Annotated in this window: 17 protein-coding genes; 8 read left to right on the forward strand and 9 right to left on the reverse strand. The window is 51.6% G+C overall.

Features of this window, described 5'->3' with window-relative positions; genetic code table 11:
• Positions 1–144 precede the first annotated feature (144 nt).
• From hrpA to ACTHUM_RS04855, 3 genes are all read left to right on the forward strand, one after another.
• Positions 145–1,539 carry an ATP-dependent RNA helicase HrpA gene (hrpA, locus tag ACTHUM_RS04845; RefSeq protein WP_004520228.1) on the forward strand — a complete coding sequence of 465 codons (1,395 nt, stop codon included), beginning with the start codon at positions 145–147 and terminating at the stop codon, positions 1,537–1,539.
• A 129-nt stretch (positions 1,540–1,668) separates the two neighbouring features.
• Positions 1,669–3,246: a lipooligosaccharide phosphoethanolamine transferase gene (gene lpt3, locus ACTHUM_RS04850; protein ID WP_440361274.1), complete on the forward strand. Its 1,578-nt coding sequence runs from the start codon at positions 1,669–1,671 to the stop codon at positions 3,244–3,246.
• A gap of 66 nt (positions 3,247–3,312) precedes the next feature.
• Positions 3,313–6,156, forward strand: coding sequence for a DUF3418 domain-containing protein (locus ACTHUM_RS04855; RefSeq protein ID WP_440361273.1), 2,844 nt, complete (start codon positions 3,313–3,315; stop codon positions 6,154–6,156).
• Positions 6,157–6,603: 447 nt separating this feature from the next.
• On the opposite strand, the gene ACTHUM_RS04860 is transcribed toward ACTHUM_RS04855, so the two are convergent.
• The 4 genes from ACTHUM_RS04860 to ACTHUM_RS04875 form a co-directional block, all read right to left on the reverse strand.
• Entirely contained in the window at positions 6,604–6,915 is a 312-nt protein-coding gene (locus ACTHUM_RS04860) for a hypothetical protein (RefSeq protein WP_070824046.1), read from the reverse strand.
• Positions 6,916–7,292: 377 nt separating this feature from the next.
• Complete coding sequence (locus tag ACTHUM_RS04865; protein ID WP_003681348.1) at positions 7,293–8,063, reverse strand: ParA family protein; 771 nt, start codon at positions 8,061–8,063, stop codon at positions 7,293–7,295.
• A gap of 67 nt (positions 8,064–8,130) precedes the next feature.
• A complete protein-coding gene (gene rsmG, locus ACTHUM_RS04870) occupies positions 8,131–8,760 on the reverse strand; it encodes a 16S rRNA (guanine(527)-N(7))-methyltransferase RsmG (protein WP_036493627.1) in 630 nt (209 codons plus the stop codon).
• 82 nt (positions 8,761–8,842) lie between these two features.
• Positions 8,843–9,337 (reverse strand): hypothetical protein, encoded by a 495-nt coding sequence (locus ACTHUM_RS04875; protein ID WP_440361272.1) that lies wholly within the window; start codon positions 9,335–9,337, stop codon positions 8,843–8,845.
• A gap of 434 nt (positions 9,338–9,771) precedes the next feature.
• Between ACTHUM_RS04875 and ACTHUM_RS04880 the strand changes: the two genes are divergently transcribed.
• The 3 genes from ACTHUM_RS04880 to ACTHUM_RS04890 all read left to right on the forward strand — a co-directional run bounded on the left by ACTHUM_RS04880 (position 9,772) and on the right by ACTHUM_RS04890 (position 12,605).
• Complete coding sequence (locus ACTHUM_RS04880) at positions 9,772–11,244, forward strand: malate:quinone oxidoreductase (protein ID WP_070695188.1); 1,473 nt, start codon at positions 9,772–9,774, stop codon at positions 11,242–11,244.
• A gap of 142 nt (positions 11,245–11,386) precedes the next feature.
• The gene (trpC, locus tag ACTHUM_RS04885) at positions 11,387–12,169 is read left to right on the forward strand and encodes an indole-3-glycerol phosphate synthase TrpC (protein WP_440361271.1); all 783 of its coding nucleotides are present in this window, start codon (positions 11,387–11,389) and stop codon (positions 12,167–12,169) included.
• A gap of 64 nt (positions 12,170–12,233) precedes the next feature.
• Entirely contained in the window at positions 12,234–12,605 is a 372-nt protein-coding gene (locus ACTHUM_RS04890) for a DUF488 domain-containing protein (RefSeq protein ID WP_440361270.1), read from the forward strand.
• Between the two features lie 72 nt (positions 12,606–12,677).
• Here ACTHUM_RS04890 and ACTHUM_RS04895 read toward each other — a convergent pair whose 3' ends face one another.
• The 5 genes from ACTHUM_RS04895 to argG form a co-directional block, all read right to left on the reverse strand.
• Positions 12,678–13,310, reverse strand: coding sequence for a DUF421 domain-containing protein (locus ACTHUM_RS04895; protein WP_440361269.1), 633 nt, complete (start codon positions 13,308–13,310; stop codon positions 12,678–12,680).
• 14 nt (positions 13,311–13,324) lie between these two features.
• Complete coding sequence (locus ACTHUM_RS04900) at positions 13,325–13,774, reverse strand: DUF3290 domain-containing protein (protein WP_036493644.1); 450 nt, start codon at positions 13,772–13,774, stop codon at positions 13,325–13,327.
• Positions 13,775–13,894: 120 nt separating this feature from the next.
• A complete protein-coding gene (locus ACTHUM_RS04905; protein WP_070695190.1) occupies positions 13,895–14,110 on the reverse strand; it encodes a hypothetical protein in 216 nt (71 codons plus the stop codon).
• Positions 14,103–14,318: a DUF4177 domain-containing protein gene (locus ACTHUM_RS04910; protein WP_036493650.1), complete on the reverse strand. Its 216-nt coding sequence runs from the start codon at positions 14,316–14,318 to the stop codon at positions 14,103–14,105. Before ACTHUM_RS04910 ends, ACTHUM_RS04905 begins: the two co-directional genes overlap by 8 nt.
• 43 nt (positions 14,319–14,361) lie before the next feature.
• A complete protein-coding gene (gene argG, locus ACTHUM_RS04915; RefSeq protein WP_440361268.1) occupies positions 14,362–15,705 on the reverse strand; it encodes an argininosuccinate synthase in 1,344 nt (447 codons plus the stop codon).
• Between the two features lie 109 nt (positions 15,706–15,814).
• On the opposite strand from argG, the gene ACTHUM_RS04920 reads away from it, so the two are divergent.
• Together ACTHUM_RS04920 and ACTHUM_RS04925 are read left to right on the forward strand one after the other, a co-directional pair.
• Positions 15,815–16,615 (forward strand): competence/damage-inducible protein A, encoded by an 801-nt coding sequence (locus ACTHUM_RS04920; protein WP_070695191.1) that lies wholly within the window; start codon positions 15,815–15,817, stop codon positions 16,613–16,615.
• Positions 16,615–17,250, forward strand: a complete 636-nt coding sequence (locus tag ACTHUM_RS04925; RefSeq protein ID WP_070695192.1) for a phosphatase PAP2 family protein — start codon at positions 16,615–16,617, stop codon at positions 17,248–17,250. The genes ACTHUM_RS04920 and ACTHUM_RS04925 overlap by 1 nt, the downstream gene beginning before the upstream one ends.
• Position 17,251 lies beyond the last annotated feature (1 nt).

A 17,251-nucleotide genomic window follows, 5' to 3' on the forward strand; every position in this document is an offset into this window, starting at 1 on the left:
GCCGGTATGCAAAAACCTTGGCACGCCGCCGACTAAAACGGTTTATCCATACAAAGGCCGTCTGAAACTTGAAAGCAAGCAAGTTTCAGACGGCCTTTTGCTATAATTCCATTCTTTTCACATTATTTAATTTATTGCACCATCATGCCGCAACCCGATTTCGCCCAAACCCTCTCCAAAGACCGCCATTTTCTGCGATCTGCCTTTAAGAACCCCAATAAATACGGCGGCCTGGCCAAGGTTGAGGAAAAATACAAAAAATCGCACGACCTCTATCTGCAACGCCTGTCCAAACTGCCCAAGCCCGAATTCGACAACACGCTGCCCGTTCACGAAAAGCTCGACGAAATCAAAAAAGCCATTGCCGAAAATCAGGTAACGATTATTTGCGGCGAAACCGGTTCGGGCAAAACCACGCAGTTGCCCAAGATTTGTTTGGAACTCGGGCGTGGGGCGGCAGGATTGATCGGGCATACCCAGCCGCGCCGTTTGGCTGCGCGTTCCGTAGCAGAGCGGATTGCCGAAGAGCTGAAATCCGAAATCGGCAACGCGGTCGGCTATAAAGTGCGCTTTACCGACCACACCTCGCGCGATGCCTGCGTCAAGTTGATGACCGACGGCATCCTGCTGGCAGAAACCCAGACCGACCATTATCTCGCCGCATACGACACGATTATCATCGACGAAGCGCACGAACGCAGCCTGAACATCGACTTCCTCTTGGGCTATTTGAAACAGCTGCTGCCGCGCCGCCCTGATTTGAAAGTCATCATCACCTCGGCAACGATAGATGCAGAACGCTTCTCCCAACACTTCAACGGTGCCCCTGTTTTAGAAGTGAGCGGACGGACGTATCCCGTCGAAATCCTCTACCGACCGCTGACCAGCAAAGACGAAGACGACGCAGAAGTCGAGCTGACCGACGCAATTGTCGATGCAGCCGACGAATTGGTACGCTATGGCGAAGGCGATATTTTGGTGTTCCTGCCGGGCGAGCGCGAAATCCGCGAAGCCGCCGAAGCCCTGCGCAAATCCACGCTGCGCCGCAACGACGAAATCCTGCCCCTATTCGCACGCCTGTCGCACGCCGAGCAGCACAAAATCTTCCACCCATCAGGCGCAAAACGCCGCATCGTGCTGGCAACCAACGTCGCCGAAACCTCGCTCACCGTACCGGGCATTAAATACGTCATCGACACCGGCCTCGCGCGCGTCAAACGCTATTCCGCACGGGCGAAAGTGGAGCAGCTTCATGTCGAAAAAATCTCCCAAGCTGCCGCCTGCCAACGCTCCGGTCGCTGCGGACGCGTCTCCGCAGGCGTGTGTATCCGACTGTTTTCAGAAGAAGATTTCAACAGCCGCCCCGAATTTACCGCCCCCGAAATCGTCCGCAGCAACCTAGCCGCCGTCATCCTACGCATGGCATCGCTGAACTTGGGCGACGTAGCAGCATTCCCATTTTTAGAAATGCCCGATTCGCGGTATATCAATGACGGTTTTCAGGTATTACTGGAGTTGGGTGCGGTGGAGGCCATCTGAAAAGTAAAAGAAAATGGTAGATTATGTTTCATTTTCAGACGGCCTAAATCATTGAGAAACTAAAAACTATTGAAAAGGGAATATTGGGTTTTAAAACTCAATCGGTAAATTTTTTATTGTGAAATATTAATGATGAAAAAATCTTTCCTCACGCTTGTTCTGTATTCGTCTTTACTTACTGCCAGCGAAATTGCCTATCGCTTTGTATTCGGAATTGAAACTCTGCCGGCGGCAAAAATTGCAGAAACGTTTGCGCTGACATTTGTGATTGCTGCGCTGTATCTGTTTGCGCGTTATAAGGCTTCACGGTTGCTGATTGCGTTGTTTTTTGCGCTCAGCATCATTGCCAACAATGTGCATTACGCGGTTTATCAAAGTTGGATAACGGGCATTAATTATTGGCTGATGCTGAAAGAGGTTACCGAAGTTGGCAGCGCGGGCGCGTCGATGTTGGATAAGTTGTGGCTGCCTGTGTTGTGGGGCGTGTTGGAAGTCGTGCTGTTTTGCAGCCTTGCCAAGTTCCGCTGTAAGACGCATTTTGCTGCCGATATTTTGTTTATTGCGGCGATGTTGCTGATTTTTGGACGTTCATTCAGTACGACGCAGGAACACGGTATTTCGCCCAAACCAACATACAGCCGCATCAAAGCCAATTATTTCAGCTTTGGCTATTTTATCGGACGCGTGTTGCCGTATCAGTTGTTTGATTTAAGCAAGATTCCTGTGTTCAAACAGTCTGCGCCAAGCAAAATCGGGCAGGGCAGTGTTCAAAATATCGTCCTGATTATGGGCGAAAGTGAAAGCGCGACGCATTTGAAACTGTTTGGTTACGGACGCGAAACTTCGCCATTTTTGACCCAGCTGTCGCAAGCCGAATTTAAGCCGATTGTGAAACAAAGCTATTCCGCCGCTTTGATGACGGCTGTGTCCCTGCCCAGCTTTTTTAATGCGATACCGCATGCCAACGGCTACGAGCAAATCAGCAGCGGCGATACCAATATGTTCCGCCTCGCTAAAGAGCAGGGCTATGAAACGTATTTTTACAGCGCGCAGGCGGAAAACGAGATGGCGATTTTGAACTTAATCGGTAAGAAATGGATAGACCATCTGATTCAGCCGACGCAGCTTGGCTACGGCAACGGCGACAATATGCCCGATGAGAAACTGCTGCCGCTGTTTGACAAAATCAATTTGCAGCAGGGCAAGCATTTTATCGTGTTGCACCAACGCGGTTCGCACGTCCCATACGGTGCATTGTTGCAGCCTCAAGATAAAGTATTCGGCGAGGCCAATATTGTGGACAAGTACGACAACACCATCCATAAAACCGACCAAATGATTCAAACCGTATTCGAGCAGCTGCAAAAGCAGCCTGACGGCAACTGGCTGTTTGCCTATACCTCCGATCATGGTCAGTATGTACGCCAAGATACCTACAATCAAGGCACGGTACAGCCCGACAGCTATCTTGTGCCGCTGGTGTTGTACAGCCCGGATAAGGCCGTGCAACAGGCTGCCAACCAAGCTTTTACACCTTGCGAGATTGCCTTCCATCAGCAGCTTTCAACGTTTTTGATTCACACACTGGGCTACGATATGCCGGTTTCAGGTTGTAGTGAAGGCTCGGTAACGGGCAACCTGATTACAGGCGATGCAGGCAGCTTGAACATTCGCGATGGCAAGGCGGAATATGTTTATCCACAATAAGCGGCGTGAAAACCAATAAAGACAAATTTAGATGATGTCGGGGATAGATGCCCGATTGACAAGACTATGCAAAATATGAAAAACCAAGTACGCGGATCAGGCATTGATGCCCGATTCAACCCAGCCAATATTTCAGACGGCCTGCAAAACAGTTCAGGCCATATCGGTGCCAACACGCGCTACCGTCTGACCAAGCTCGGCGAACAAATGGCGCGCCTGCCCATCGACCCGAAAATCGCGCGTATTTTACTGGCGGCGAAGAAACACGACTGCATGGCGGAAATATTGGTGATCGCGTCCGCACTGTCGATTCAAGACCCGCGCGAGCGGCCGTTGGAAGCGCGCGATGCCGCGGCCAAGGCGCATGAACGCTTTACCGATAAGCAATCTGACTTTCTTGCCTATCTGAATATTTGGGACAGCTTCCAGCGCGAGCGCGACAAAGGTTTGTCCAACAAGCAGCTGGTGCAATGGTGCCGTCAATATTTCCTGTCGCATCTGCGGATGCGCGAATGGCGCGAGCTGCACCACCAGCTTGCTCAAACCGCGATTGAAATGGGTTTGACCACCAAAGAAGCCGCGTTTAGACAACCTCCTTCCCAAGAACAATTAAGGCCGTCTGAAAGCCAAGGCGACCAAGATTTGGCGGCAAAGCTCAAACAAAAACAACTGGATAAGAAACAACACCGCGCCCAAATCCGCGCCGCTAAAGAAGCCGGATACGAACAAATCCACCGCGCCCTGCTGACCGGCCTTATCGCCAACGTCGGCATGAAATCACCCGACGGCAACGACTATACTGGCGCGCGCGGCAGCCGTTTCCACCTTTTCCCGGCATCAGCCTTGTTCAAAGCCAAACCTAAATGGGTGATGGCGGCAGAATTGGTTGAAACCACGCGCCTTTACGCGCGCGACGTCGCCGTTATCCAGCCCGAATGGATAGAGCAGGAAGCGCCGCACCTCGTCCGCTATCATTATTTCGAGCCGCACTGGGAGCAAAAACGCGGCGAAGTCATCGCCAGTGAACGCGTGACGCTTTACGGCCTGACCGTATTGCCGCGCCGCCCCGTGTCTTACGGCAAAGTTGCGCCCAAAGAAGCGCGCGAAATCTTTATCCGCGGCGCATTGGTGGCGCAGGAAAGCAATCTTCAGACGGCCTTTTTTGCCCACAATAAAAAGCTGATTAAAGAAATTACCGAACTCGAACACAAATCGCGCAAACAAGACGTATTGGTCGACGACGAAGCCCTGTTTGCGTTTTATAACGAACGCCTGCCCGAGCTGGTGTGGAAAGACGCGAAAGGCGGCATTTGGGGAAGTGAAGAGGGCGGACAAAACCTGTCAGATAAAAATGCCGAACAAAACGGATCAGACAACAAGACCAATCAGCATGCCGCAAAAGGCAAAGGCCGTCTGAAACCTTTGCCCCTTGCCGATATCCGCACCTTTGAAGCCTGGCTCAAAACCGCCGAACGCGACAATCCGCGCCTGCTGTTTCTCAGCCGCGACGATTTGATGCAACACGCCGCCGCGCACATTACCGAAGAACAGTTCCCCAAATTCTGGCAAACCGCAGACGGCAAGTTCAAACTTTCCTACCGCTTTGAGCCGCACCATCCGCTCGACGGCGTGACCATGACCGTGCCGCTGACCGTCCTCAACCGCCTGCACGCGCCGTCGCTCGAATGGCTGGTGCCCGGTATGTTGCGCGAAAAAATCCAGCTGCTGATTAAAGCCCTGCCGAAGCAAATCCGCCGCATTTGCGTGCCCGTACCCGATTTCATCACCAAATTTCTCGAAAGCAATCCCGACCGCCAAGCGGCCATCATTCCCCAGTTGGCGCACTTTATCGCCAAAAGCGCCGGCGATATGCGGATTCTCGAGCAAATCGACCAAGACGCATGGGTGGCGCAAGAATTGCCCGAACACTGCTATCTGAATCTGCGCATTATCGACGACGGCGGACAAGAGCTTGCCGGCGGCCGCAAACTGCATGAATTGCAACAACAACTCGGCCAAGCCGCCGCCGTTACCTTCCGCGACAACACCCAAGAATTCGAGCGCGACAACGTTACCGCATGGGACATCGGCACCCTGCCCGAATCCATCAAATTTGCCCGTGGCAAACAACAGCTCACCGGCTATCTCGGCCTGCAAAAAGAAAAAGACGGCCGCATCGCCCTGCGCCTGTTTGACACCACCGAAGCCGCCGAACAGGCACACCGTCAAGGCGTAATCGAATTGATGAAGCTGCAATTAAAAGAACAAGTTAAAGACCTGAACAAAGGCATCCAAGGCTTTACCCAAGCCGCCATGCTGCTCAAACACATCAATGCCGACACCCTGCGCGACGACCTCACCCAAGCCGTCTGTGACCGCGCCTTTATCGGCGAAGACGAGCTGCCACGCAACGAAAAAGCCTTTAAAGAGCAAATCAAACGCGCCCGCAGCCGCCTGCCTGCCGTCAAAGAAGCCCTCAGCCGCTACTTGCAGGAAACCGCAGCCGCCTATGCCGAACTCAACGGCAAACTCGGCAAGCATCCATTGACCCACCTCCTAAGACTACGCCTGCAAACCCTGCTCGCCGCCGGCTTCGCCACCCGCACCCCGTGGGCACAATGGCCGCGCCTCCCCATCTACCTAAAAGCCATGACCCTGCGTCTCGAAAAATACAGTAGCAACCCCGCCCGCGACGCAGCCCGCGAAGCCGATATTCAAGAGCTGGAACAAATGTGGCAAGAAAAAACCGACAGTTTGGTGAAACAAGGACTACCCGTTTCAGACGGCCTTGCAGGGTTTAAATGGATGATTGAAGAATTGAGAGTGTCGCTGTTTGCACAGGAATTGAAGACACCGTATCCGGTGTCGGTGAAGAGGTTGTTGAAGGAGTGGGGAAAATTCGGTATGTAAATTTCTATATTAGGATTGTTTTTGTAAAACTTGTTCATTGTGCAACAAAAAGCCGTTTGGCTTATAACCAAACGGCTTGCAAATTGTAATGTATTAAAAATACCTCAACACAATTACTTTGAAATATAGATTTTAAAAGGCTTTCCTTTAGCACGAATTACCTTACCATTGGGCAATTTACGAGTCCAACGTAAGATAAAAGTGCCTCGATCGTCTGTATACATATATACACTTTCTATCCGAGGATGTTGCCCAACGCTTAACGGATAGTAGACAATCGCAGACGTTATGGTTAAAATCTAAGAACTTTTAGTCAGAAAGTTAGCAGTTTATAACCTAGTTGCTGTTGTAATGAGCGGCTGGGAATGCTGCATTGTATTCAATGCGTCAACATTGAATACCTACCTGCCGACCTTAATTACGTCAATAATTAAGGTCGGCTTTATTTTATCCATGAGGTTTATTTCGATATTGCTCTAATGCTTTAGCTAAACGTTCGCTATCCATATAAGAAAGTGAGTTAATATCGACTTTCACTAAAAGAGCCCTATTAGCCGGTTCATCAGATACTTCAAAACCAGCTTGCCTTAAAATTAACATAGAAGTTTCAAGCATTTTTTTTGTTGCACGTTTGTAACCTAACTCCTCTTTTAACAGATCGTAAGGTACGTAATATCGACCAACATGCTCACTACCAAATTCACTAACAAGGCGTAAATAAGCCTCTTTTAGTGAATTAATAAGGTTATTTAAGTTCATATCAGCCACCAGTTAAAATTTATTTTCCTTGATTATATGTTAGTAGAGATTTTTTGTCAACGTATTATCTTAAATAACTTTATTTAAGGGTAAATTAATAATTTTTTAGGTATGAATTATGCTGTAAAAGAAATATTTAATTTATTAAAATCAATTAATTATATTAAAATAAGCAAGCCGTAGCCTCCATGCAACCGCGTGCGTGCCTTTGGGCACACACCCTACCTATGAATTACAAAGAGTTTAAAATTTATGTGTAGGGTGTGTGCGGTACGCACGCACGCGGTCTTTTTTAAAAATGTTCTTTCCAATCAAACCAAAGGCCGTCTGAAAGTATTTCCCAACTTTCAGACGGCCTTTTATATTCATATTTCTGTTTATTTTTCCAACCGTGCAATCAGTTCATCGGCCAAGTCGAGATAAGCCTGCGTGCCTTTGGCGTGGGCATCGTAGGCGAGGGCGGGGAGGCCGTGGCTGGGGGCTTCGGCGAGGCGGATGTTGCGGGGGATGACGGTGTCGAAGAGCAGGTTGCCGAAGTGTTGTTTGAGCTGTTCGCTGACTTCGACGACGAGGCGGCTGCGGCTGTCGTACATGGTGCGGACGATGCCGGTTACGTCGAGGTCGGGGTTGATGGCTTGGCGGATTTTGCGGACGGTGGCCACTAAATCGGAAATGCCTTCGAGGGCGTAGTATTCGCAAAGCATGGGGACGATGACGCCGTTGGCGGCGACTAAGCCGTTGAGGGTGAGCAGGGTCAGGGACGGGGGGCAGTCGATGAGGACGTAGTCGTAGTTGTCGGCAACGAGCTGCAGGGCGTTTTTGAGGCGGATTTCGCGTGCGATTTCTTGGACGAGTTCGACTTCTGCGCCGGCCAGTGTGCGGTTGGCGCCCAATACGTCGTAGCCGCCTTCTTTGCTGCGGACGACGGCGTTGGGGATGTCGGTTTCTCCGAGGACAACTTGGTAAACGCCGTTTTCGATGGTGGCTTTGTTGATGCCGCTGCCTGTGGTGGCGTTGCCTTGGGGGTCGAGGTCGACGACGAGGACGCGGCGGCCTTTGGAGGCCAGGGAGGCGGCTAGGTTGACGGTGGTGGTGGTTTTGCCGACTCCGCCTTTTTGGTTGGCGACGGCGAGGATTTGTGCGCTCATGTGCTTTGCTGTCGTGTTAAGTGTGGATGGCTGGATTGTACCGTTATTCGGTATGCTTGGGTTGTTTTCAGACGGCCTTTTTGCGGATGATGACGATATGGCGTTCGGCATTGAGTTGGGGGACGTGCAATGCTTCGACTTTTTCGACGGCGACGCTTTCGGGGAGTTTGTCGATTTCTTCTTGCGGATATACGCCTTTCATGGCTGCCCAGTAGCCGCCGTCTTTGAGGAGGTGTTCGGTCCAGTTGACGAAGTCGGCGAGTTCGGCAAAGGCGCGGCTGGTGATGACGTCGGCGCGGCAGTCGGCGGCGGCTTCTACGCGGCCGCTGATGACGCGGACGTTTTTAAGGCCGAGTTCGATGACGGCTTGTTGCAGAAAGGCGGTTTTTTTGGTGTTGGCATCGAGGAGGGTAATGTCGAGGTCGGGGCGGCAGATGGCAGTGGGTATGCCGGGCTGTCCGCCGCCGGAGCCGACGTCAAGCATGGTTTGCGCGTGTTCGATATAGGGCAGGAGGGTCAGGCTGTCGAGCAGGTGATGACTGACGGTTTGGGCGGGATCGCGCAGGGCGGTCAGGTTGTAGGTTTTGTTCCACTTTTGCAGCAGGGCGGCATAGTCTAGCAGTTTGGCTTGTTTGGCTTCGTCGATGTCCAAACCCAGTGCCTGTATGCCGTCGCGGAGCTGTTGCGCCTGATTCATTTGTTATTCCTTATTGGTTAAAACGCGTTGGATGTAATGGTAACGGAAAGCATACCGTCTGAAAATGTTTGCGCCTGTTGAATCAACGTTTCATCTTGTGAAAGACGATGGGCTGCTCCGGCGCGCGCGTGAGCTGTTTGGGCAGGGTCAGCATGGCGATGATCCATACGGAGAGGGTGTAGTAGAACACGCCTTGCCCACGCATGCCTGCCAATGCGGCATTGCCTAAGATGGCTTCAAAAATCAAGCCTGCCACCGCTGAGGCACACGCTGCGACACCGGCAAGGAAGATGGCGTAACGCGAATGCCGGCGCATCATTTTTTTATACGCCAGCTTGGTCAGTCCGCCGGCAATCGGCAAGTTGAGGAAGGCAAACATGCCGCAGACAAACCATGCGACGGAATCCTGCCAGCCGCTTTGCCATGCCCATGTGCCGTTTTTGACTGTGACCAGCAGTCCTTGGCTGTCTGAAAAGGCGATTTGCACGATATTGTGCAATATCATCGCCAGCGGCAGGGTGAGGAACATCAGTGCGACCAATAGGGGGCGGTAGGGTTTTTCTTGTGTCAGATACATGGCGGCTTGCCTTGTTGTGGGATAAGTCGAAATGATAGCAGATTGGCGGTTGATTCACGTTTGTTAGCGCTGAAATTGCTGACAAAAACGGTCAATTAAAAAAGAAATGAAAAATTCTTTTTTCTTGGCAAACGTTGGCGGATAAAGGTTAAGAAAACGTTTTCAGACGACCTAATCTCTTATTTTTATATGAACCGAACAGAAAATCTTTGCATTTCTCCGTAAAATCTACTAAATTCTCAATAACATATTATAAAGACCTGAAATCTGGAACCCAAACCGAAACTGCCTTCCGCCATTTACGCTCGGAAACTCAGCAGGCAACAAAAGTTTCACACACAACAAAAATACAAAATAATTCCTATGAAATCAGTTGTTTATAATGATAGATAACCACAAGGCAAACCATGCCTGACTTTAGTAGGAGTAAAACCATGGCTGAAGCAACCGATGTCGTATTAGTAGGCGGCGGCATTATGAGCGCTACTTTGGGCGTATTGCTCAAAGAACTCGAACCATCTTGGGAAATCACCCTGATCGAACGCTTGGAAGATGTAGCGTTGGAATCATCAAATGCATGGAACAATGCCGGTACGGGACACTCTGCGCTGTGTGAATTGAACTATGCGCCCCTGACTGCCGATGGCACGATTGATCCGACCCGCGCCCTCAATATTGCCGAACAATTCCATATCAGCCGCCAATTTTGGGCGACTTTGGTCGAAGAAGGCAAACTGACCGACCGCACTTTCATCAATTCCGTCCCCCATATGTCGCTGGTGATGAACGCCGACCATTGCAGTTATCTGCAAAAACGTTTCGACGTGTTCAAAAACCAAAAACTCTTTGAAAAAATGGAGTTTTCTACCGACCGCGCCAAAATTGCCGAATGGGCGCCGCTGGTTATCAACGGCCGTGATGAAAACCAATCCATCGCCGCCAACTACTCCGCCGAAGGCACGGACGTCGATTTCGGCAGCCTGACCCGCCAGATGGTCAAATACTTGAGCGACAAAGGCGTAAAAATCAAATTCAACCGCCATGTCGACGACCTCAACCGCGAATCGGACGGCGCATGGGTGCTGAAAACCAGCAGCACCAAAGACGATGACGACCCGTTGACACTCCGCACCCGTTTCGTCTTCCTCGGCGCAGGCGGCGGCGCACTGACCCTGCTGCAAAAATCCGGTATCCCCGAAGGCAAAGGCTACGGCGGCTTTCCGGTTTCCGGCCTCTTCTTCCGCAACAGCAATCCCGAAACGGCCGCGCAACACAACGCCAAAGTGTACGGCCAAGCCTCCGTCGGCGCGCCCCCAATGTCCGTTCCGCACTTGGATACCCGCAACGTGGACGGCCAACGCCATTTGATGTTCGGCCCGTATGCAGGCTTCCGCCCCAACTTCCTCAAACAAGGCTCGCTCATGGATTTGCCGATGTCCATCCACATGGACAACCTCTACCCCATGCTCCGCGCCGGTTGGGACAATATGCCGCTGACCAAATACCTCTTGGGCGAATTGCGCAAAACCAAAGAAGAACGCTTCGCCTCGCTGCTCGACTACTATCCCGAAGCCAATCCTGACGATTGGGAACTGATTACCGCCGGTCAGCGTGTGCAGATCATCAAAAAAGACCCGAAAAAAGGCGGCGTACTCCAATTCGGTACCGAAATCGTCGCCCATGCCGACGGCTCGCTGGCCGCATTGCTGGGCGCGTCTCCCGGTGCATCGACAGCAGTTCCGCTGATGATCAGACTTGTTCACCAATGCTTCCCCGATCATGCCGAATCATGGTCAGGCCGTCTGAAAGAATTGGTGCCCGGTTACGGCATCAAGCTGAACGACAATCCGTCTTTGGCGGACGAAATCATCAGCCACAACGCGACCGTTTTGGGCATTCATCACTAAATTGAAGCAAGCACAAAGGCGGGCATTCTTGCCCGCCTTTTTTCAAACCATTAAAATAACGGCATTCAGGCCGTCTGAAACCTAATCGGCAACGGCATGTTGCACGATTTAAACCCGAAAATCAGCTCAGTAGAAAAACGCCATGACCGATATTCTCAACAAAATCCTTGCCACCAAAGCAGAAGAAGTGGCCGCCCAAAAAGCCGCCGTTTCCTTGGAAGACATCAAAGCCCAAGCGCAGGCTGCTGCGCCGGTTCGCAGCTTTATCGGCTCGATCCGTGCAAAACACGCACAAAACCTGCCCGCCATTATTGCCGAAGTCAAAAAAGCCAGCCCGAGCAAAGGCCTGATCCGCCCTGATTTTCATCCTGCCGAAATCGCCGTTGCCTATGAAAAAGCGGGTGCGGCCTGTTTGTCCGTGTTGACGGACGAACCTTATTTCCAAGGCTCGCCGGAGTATTTGAAACAGGCGCGTGCGGCCGTGGCGCTGCCGGTCTTGCGTAAAGACTTTATCATCGACGAATACCAAATTTATCAGGCGCGCGCGTGGGGTGCGGATGCGGTTCTTCTGATTGCCGCCGCATTGGAAGCCGAGCAACTTGAGCGTTTTGAAGCCGTCGCCCACGAATTGGGCATGACCGTATTGTTGGAATTGCACGATGCGTCCGAGCTGGAAAAATGCCGCAACATGACCACAGCGCTGTGGGGCGTCAACAACCGCAACCTGCGTACGTTTGAAGTGACCCTGCAACAAACCCTCGACCTCTTGCCTGAGTTGAGCGGCAAAACCGTTGTAACCGAAAGCGGCATCCGCAACAAAGAAGACGTCGATTTCATGCGCGGCCACGGCGTGCATACTTTCCTGATCGGCGAAACCTTTATGCGTGCCGACGATATCGAAGCCGAAGTCAAAAAACTGTTTTAAATCCTAAAAAACATCAGGCCGTCTGAATTTTCAGACGGCCTGAATCGATTTGAAGGCAGACATAATGTTTACCGTACAACGCATTTACGCCTATCAACCCGATTCTAAACAAACCGCCGTCTTTATCGACCGCCTCTATCCGCGCGGCGTCCGCAAAGAGGTTTTTGCCACTGCGCTTTGGCTGAAAGACATTACGCCCAGTGCAAACCTGCGCCGCTGGTATCACGAAAATCCGGCTCAAAATTTTGACGGTTTTGTCAGCCGTTATCACGAAGAGTTGCACAATGAAACTGCACAAGCCGCCATCAAGCGGCTGCTGGATTTGGAAAAACAGCACGGCAATATTTTATTGCTGACCGCCGTCAAAGACCCTCGACATTCCCACGTCTCCGCACTGGCTCAATTTTTGGGTGCAAGGTTTGAATATCGCGATTAAAAAATCAGTGTTTGGGCTGAATACAAAAAGGCCGTCTGAAATCAAGGTTTCAGACGGCCTGCTATTTTCAAATCAAGAAGGATAACGGTGTGCCACCAATTTTCCGTCTATGTATTCGCCGATATAGACTTGCGAGGCTTCAAGGTGGAGGCGGTCGAGTTCCTGTTGCAGCCATTCTTCATCACGCTTAATGATTTCGAGGATGTCGGGGTCAACTTGGCCGTCTGTAATCAGTGGATAGCGCAGGCTTTCGTCGCCGTACTTAATGACGGCGAGCTGGCCGTTTTGTTCCATCACGGCACGTTTGACGGCAGAGATTTCGTAGATGCCGGCGGCGCGGAGTTTGAACATGAGGTCGTGCGCGCTGATGCCGTTTTTCATGCATTCATCGGTTTGGATTTCGCCGTTGACGATAACCCAGACGGATTTGCCGTCAATGATGGATTTGACCCAGCGGTTGTGGTTTTTGATGAATTTCAGGCTCAAGACCAACAGCGTCCACAAAATCAGCACGAGGAAAAATTGCAACAGGCCGACGCTGTCGCTGTAAATCACGCCACCGATGATGCCGCCGAGTACATAGTTTTGCACTTGGTCCATGGCGGAGGTCGGCGCGAGGTTGCCTTTGCCTAAGAGGTTGATTTGCAAAATCAAACCTAAAAAACCCATCAGCAGTTTGAGGGCGAGCAGGGAGTATGCTTCCATGTGTGTGTATCCTGTTATTCTTTATCGATGAGTTCGATATTGTTGTTGACCAAATTGATGGGCGTCAGCGTGTAGGCGGAGAAGTCTTGATTGAAATGGACTTCGTAGTATTGGTTTTTAATGCCGATAATCATGCCGTTGAACAGGCGCGTGCTGTTGACGATGATGTCTTGTTTTTCAACTTTTTGGTTTTCAATCAAAGCATTGAGAAAACCCACCATGCGCGAAGTGTCGGCGGCAAAGTTTTGACGCTCGCTGTACGAAAGATATTGCGTGCCGCAGATGAGGATGAGCAACAGCAGCGCAATAATGCTCAGGTCGCGGTATTTGGTGTCCATGCGGTGGCGCAGGTATTGCGATACGGCGAGCAGGAGGATGACGAGGGCGGCGAAAATCAGGATGTATTTCAAGTAGTCGTTGAAATACATATGATTTTCAAGATAAAAGTGAGAAAAGAATTTCATGGTATTTGATAAATTTGGGAAGGGTAATAAGGCCGTCTGAAACTTAAATTTCAGACGGCCTTGTCTATTAAACAAGGATGTTGCGTTAAGTTTTCAAAATAGGGTGTTTTTAAAGCGGTATCAGTTGATAAATCCGTCGTCTTTCATTTTCTTTTCGGCAAAATACTGGCCGATGACCAGTAAGCTGGCCAGAATGATAATGAAAAGACCGGCCATGGTCAGGGAGATTTTGAAAAACAAATCGGCGTCGATAAAGGCAAACCACAGTTGCAAAATCAAGAGCAACACCCAGCCGACGAACAATCCGAGACAGGCATAGACGCCGAGCTTAAACACGTTCTTTTTCCAAAATGACGACGTAGGCTTCACGCACGAAAAACAGCAGCATGCGGCGCTGGTCTTTTTCCATGGTAACGACCTTCCAGCCTTGCGAAGCGTGGCTGTTGAGGAAATCGCTGAATTTGACCGGATTGATTTTGGCGCTGCCGAAAATCAAGCTGGAAAGCAGGTTCTCTTGATAAATGACGGCTTTATATTCTTTCATTTTATTCCTTTAAAATAAGGGGGCCTTAAGACCCCCTATGATTCTACTCTTTATTGTTCAACTGCGGCAATACGGAACCTTCGCCCAAGGACAACAAACCGCTTTGCGAGTAAATACCCAGTTTGGCGCGGGTGTCGGTGATGTCGAGGTTGCGCATGGTCAGTTGGCCGATGCGGTCGAGCGGGGTGAATGCGGCGTCTTCAACTTTTTCCATGCTCAGGCGTTCGGGTTGGTAGGTCAGGTTGGGCGATTCGGTGTTCAGAATCGAATAGTCGTTGCCGCGGCGCAGTTCGAGGGTAACTTCGCCGGTAATGGCTTTGGCAACCCAGCGTTGTGCGGTTTCGCGCAACATGAGGGCTTGGCTGTCAAACCAGCGGCCTTGGTAGAGCAGTCGGCCGAGACGCAGGCCGTTGATGCGGTATTGTTCGATGGTGTCTTCGTTGTGGATACCGGTCACCAAACGCTCGTAGGCGATGTGGAATAATGCCATGCCCGGGGCTTCGTAGATGCCGCGCGATTTGGCTTCGATGATGCGGTTTTCGATTTGGTCGCTCATGCCCAAACCGTGGCGTCCGCCGATGCGGTTGGCTTCGAGGAAGAGTTCGACGGGGTCGGCGTATTCTTTGCCGTTTAATGCAACCGGCACGCCTTCTTCAAAGCGCACGCTGACTTCTTCGGGTTTGACTTCGACGCTTTCGTCCCAGAAGGCAACGCCCATGATGGGCTTAACGATCTTGATGCCGCTGTTGAGGAATTCCAAATCTTTGGCTTCATGCGTTGCGCCGAGCATATTGGAGTCGGTGGAATAGGCTTTTTCAACCGACATTTTGTAGTTGAAGCCGTTGGCAATCAGAAATTCGCTCATTTCGTGACGGCCGCCGAGTTCGTCGATAAATTGTTGATCGAGCCAAGGTTTGTAGATTTTCAACGCGGGATTGGTCAAGAGGCCGTAGCGGTAGAAACGCTCGATGTCGTTGCCTTTGTAGGTGCTGCCGTCGCCCCAGATATTCACGTCGTCTTCTTTCATGGCGGAAACGAGCATGGTGCCGGTCACGGCGCGGCCCAGAGGTGTGGTGTTGAAGTAGGCGATGCCGCCGGTGGAAACGTGGAACGCGCCGCATTGGATGGCGGCGATGCCTTCGTGTGCCAACTGCGCGCGGCAGTCGATTAAGCGGGCGTTTTCTGCGCCGTATTCCATCGCTTTTTTAGGAATGGCGTTGTAATCGTCTTCGTCGGGCTGACCGAGGTTTGCGGTGTAGGCGTAAGGCAGCGCGCCTTTGAGTTTCATCCACAACAGCGCGGCAGAGGTATCAAGGCCGCCGGAGAAGGCGATGCCGACTTTTTGACCGACGGGGAGATTTTGTAAAATGGTATGGTTTTGGCTCATGGGAATTTCTCCAGACTTGAAAAGTTGAAACCATTATCTTATAAATGGAATACATTGTCAGCAATAGGCCGTCTGAATGTTCGGAAGGCCGTATTAAAGAAACCTCATCATGAACGCTTTTAACCTCATTATCATCGGCGATGAAATCCTGCACGGCAGCCGCCAAGACAAGCATTTCGCCTTTTTCAAATCTTTATTGGAATCGCACGGGCTGAAACTCAATCAGGTGCAATATCTGCCCGACGAACCCGAATTGCTGGTCAAACAGCTGCGCCGCAGCTTTTCAGACGGCCTGCCGACTTTCGTTACCGGCGGCATCGGCTCTACACCTGACGACCATACGCGCCAAGCCGCAGCGGCTGCTTTGGATTTGCCCGTTATCCGCCATCCTGAAGCCGCCAAGTTTATCGAAGGCGTAACCCTGAAACGCGGCGAGCCGCTCGATTCGCCGGAACACGCCCAGCGTCTGAAAATGGCGGATTTTCCCGAAGGCGCGGAATTGGTACCCAATCCGTTTAACAACATCGCCGGATTTTCCATCCGCGAGCATTATTTCTTCCCCGGCTTCCCCGTGATGGCGCACCCGATGGCCGAATGGGTATTGGAAACTTATTACGCCGACCGCTTCAACCAAACCGAACGCGGCAGCCGCAGCGTGTATGTGTTCGACCAACCCGAATCGCGCATTACGCCGATTATGGAACATCTTGAGCGTACCTACGCCGGTATCCGTTCGTACAGCCTGCCCACCGTGGGCCGTACCGCTTCAGACGGCCGTTATATTCCGCCGCATATCGAGTTCGGCATCAAAGCGGAAGGCGAGGCATGCCGCTTGCTGGATGCGGCGTGGGCAGATGCGTTGCAGGGTTTGCAGGCGATTGGCGCGACTTTGAAAGAAACGGTGGAATAATGCACTTGTCTCCAGCCCAAGCCAAACGCGCACTGGCTTTCGCTTCTTTGCTGTTTTTACCGCCGACCCTCGTTATCGGCATTTGGCTGGCGCAATATGGCGGCTTCGCTTTCGAGCCGCCGCTGATGCACGCCGTCCATGCCCACGCGGGCACATGGTTTGACCCGATTGCCACCGTGTTGCACTATCTGGGCAAAACCGCGATTGCCGTGCCGCTAATCGGCGCGGTTGCCGCCGCCCTGTATTTCGCCGATAAGAAGCGCGAAGCACTGTTTTGCGTGTTGGCGGCATTGGTGCCGACTGTGAACATGCTGATTGTGAAGGTTTGGTTTGCCCGCGAACGCCCACTGCTTTGGCCGCGCCTAATTGAAGAGAGCAATTTTTCCTTCCCCAGCGGCCACAGTACGTTTTCCGCCGCCATTGCCGTCATGCTGATATTGCTTTGCCGCCGCACGCGCTACCGCCGCGCCGCTTGGGTGGCCGGTATTGCCTTTGCCCTGTTGACCGGGTTTTCACGCATTTATTTGGGCGTGCATTATCCCACCGATGTTTGGGCAGGTTGGACAAACGGCACGCTGACTGCCTTGCTGGTGTATATGCTTATCTTCAGGCCGTCTGAAAAACAGAAGAAATAAA

Source organism: Neisseria sp. P0021.S006, assembly GCF_051956895.1.

Coding starts and splice junctions, on each gene's coding strand:
- ACTHUM_RS04880 (WP_070695188.1), top strand. CDS start 9,772: ATGGCTGAAGCAACCGATGTCGTATTAGTAGGCGGCGGCATTATGAGC.
- lpt3 (WP_440361274.1), top strand. CDS start 1,669: ATGATGAAAAAATCTTTCCTCACGCTTGTTCTGTATTCGTCTTTACTT.
- trpC (WP_440361271.1), top strand. CDS start 11,387: ATGACCGATATTCTCAACAAAATCCTTGCCACCAAAGCAGAAGAAGTG.
- ACTHUM_RS04920 (WP_070695191.1), top strand. CDS start 15,815: ATGAACGCTTTTAACCTCATTATCATCGGCGATGAAATCCTGCACGGC.
- ACTHUM_RS04895 (WP_440361269.1), bottom strand. CDS start 13,310: ATGGAAGCATACTCCCTGCTCGCCCTCAAACTGCTGATGGGTTTTTTA.
- ACTHUM_RS04910 (WP_036493650.1), bottom strand. CDS start 14,318: ATGAAAGAATATAAAGCCGTCATTTATCAAGAGAACCTGCTTTCCAGC.
- ACTHUM_RS04890 (WP_440361270.1), top strand. CDS start 12,234: ATGTTTACCGTACAACGCATTTACGCCTATCAACCCGATTCTAAACAA.
- hrpA (WP_004520228.1), top strand. CDS start 145: ATGCCGCAACCCGATTTCGCCCAAACCCTCTCCAAAGACCGCCATTTT.
- ACTHUM_RS04860 (WP_070824046.1), bottom strand. CDS start 6,915: ATGAACTTAAATAACCTTATTAATTCACTAAAAGAGGCTTATTTACGC.
- argG (WP_440361268.1), bottom strand. CDS start 15,705: ATGAGCCAAAACCATACCATTTTACAAAATCTCCCCGTCGGTCAAAAA.
- ACTHUM_RS04875 (WP_440361272.1), bottom strand. CDS start 9,337: ATGTATCTGACACAAGAAAAACCCTACCGCCCCCTATTGGTCGCACTG.
- rsmG (WP_036493627.1), bottom strand. CDS start 8,760: ATGAATCAGGCGCAACAGCTCCGCGACGGCATACAGGCACTGGGTTTG.
- ACTHUM_RS04865 (WP_003681348.1), bottom strand. CDS start 8,063: ATGAGCGCACAAATCCTCGCCGTCGCCAACCAAAAAGGCGGAGTCGGC.
- ACTHUM_RS04900 (WP_036493644.1), bottom strand. CDS start 13,774: ATGAAATTCTTTTCTCACTTTTATCTTGAAAATCATATGTATTTCAAC.
- ACTHUM_RS04855 (WP_440361273.1), top strand. CDS start 3,313: ATGCAAAATATGAAAAACCAAGTACGCGGATCAGGCATTGATGCCCGA.
- ACTHUM_RS04925 (WP_070695192.1), top strand. CDS start 16,615: ATGCACTTGTCTCCAGCCCAAGCCAAACGCGCACTGGCTTTCGCTTCT.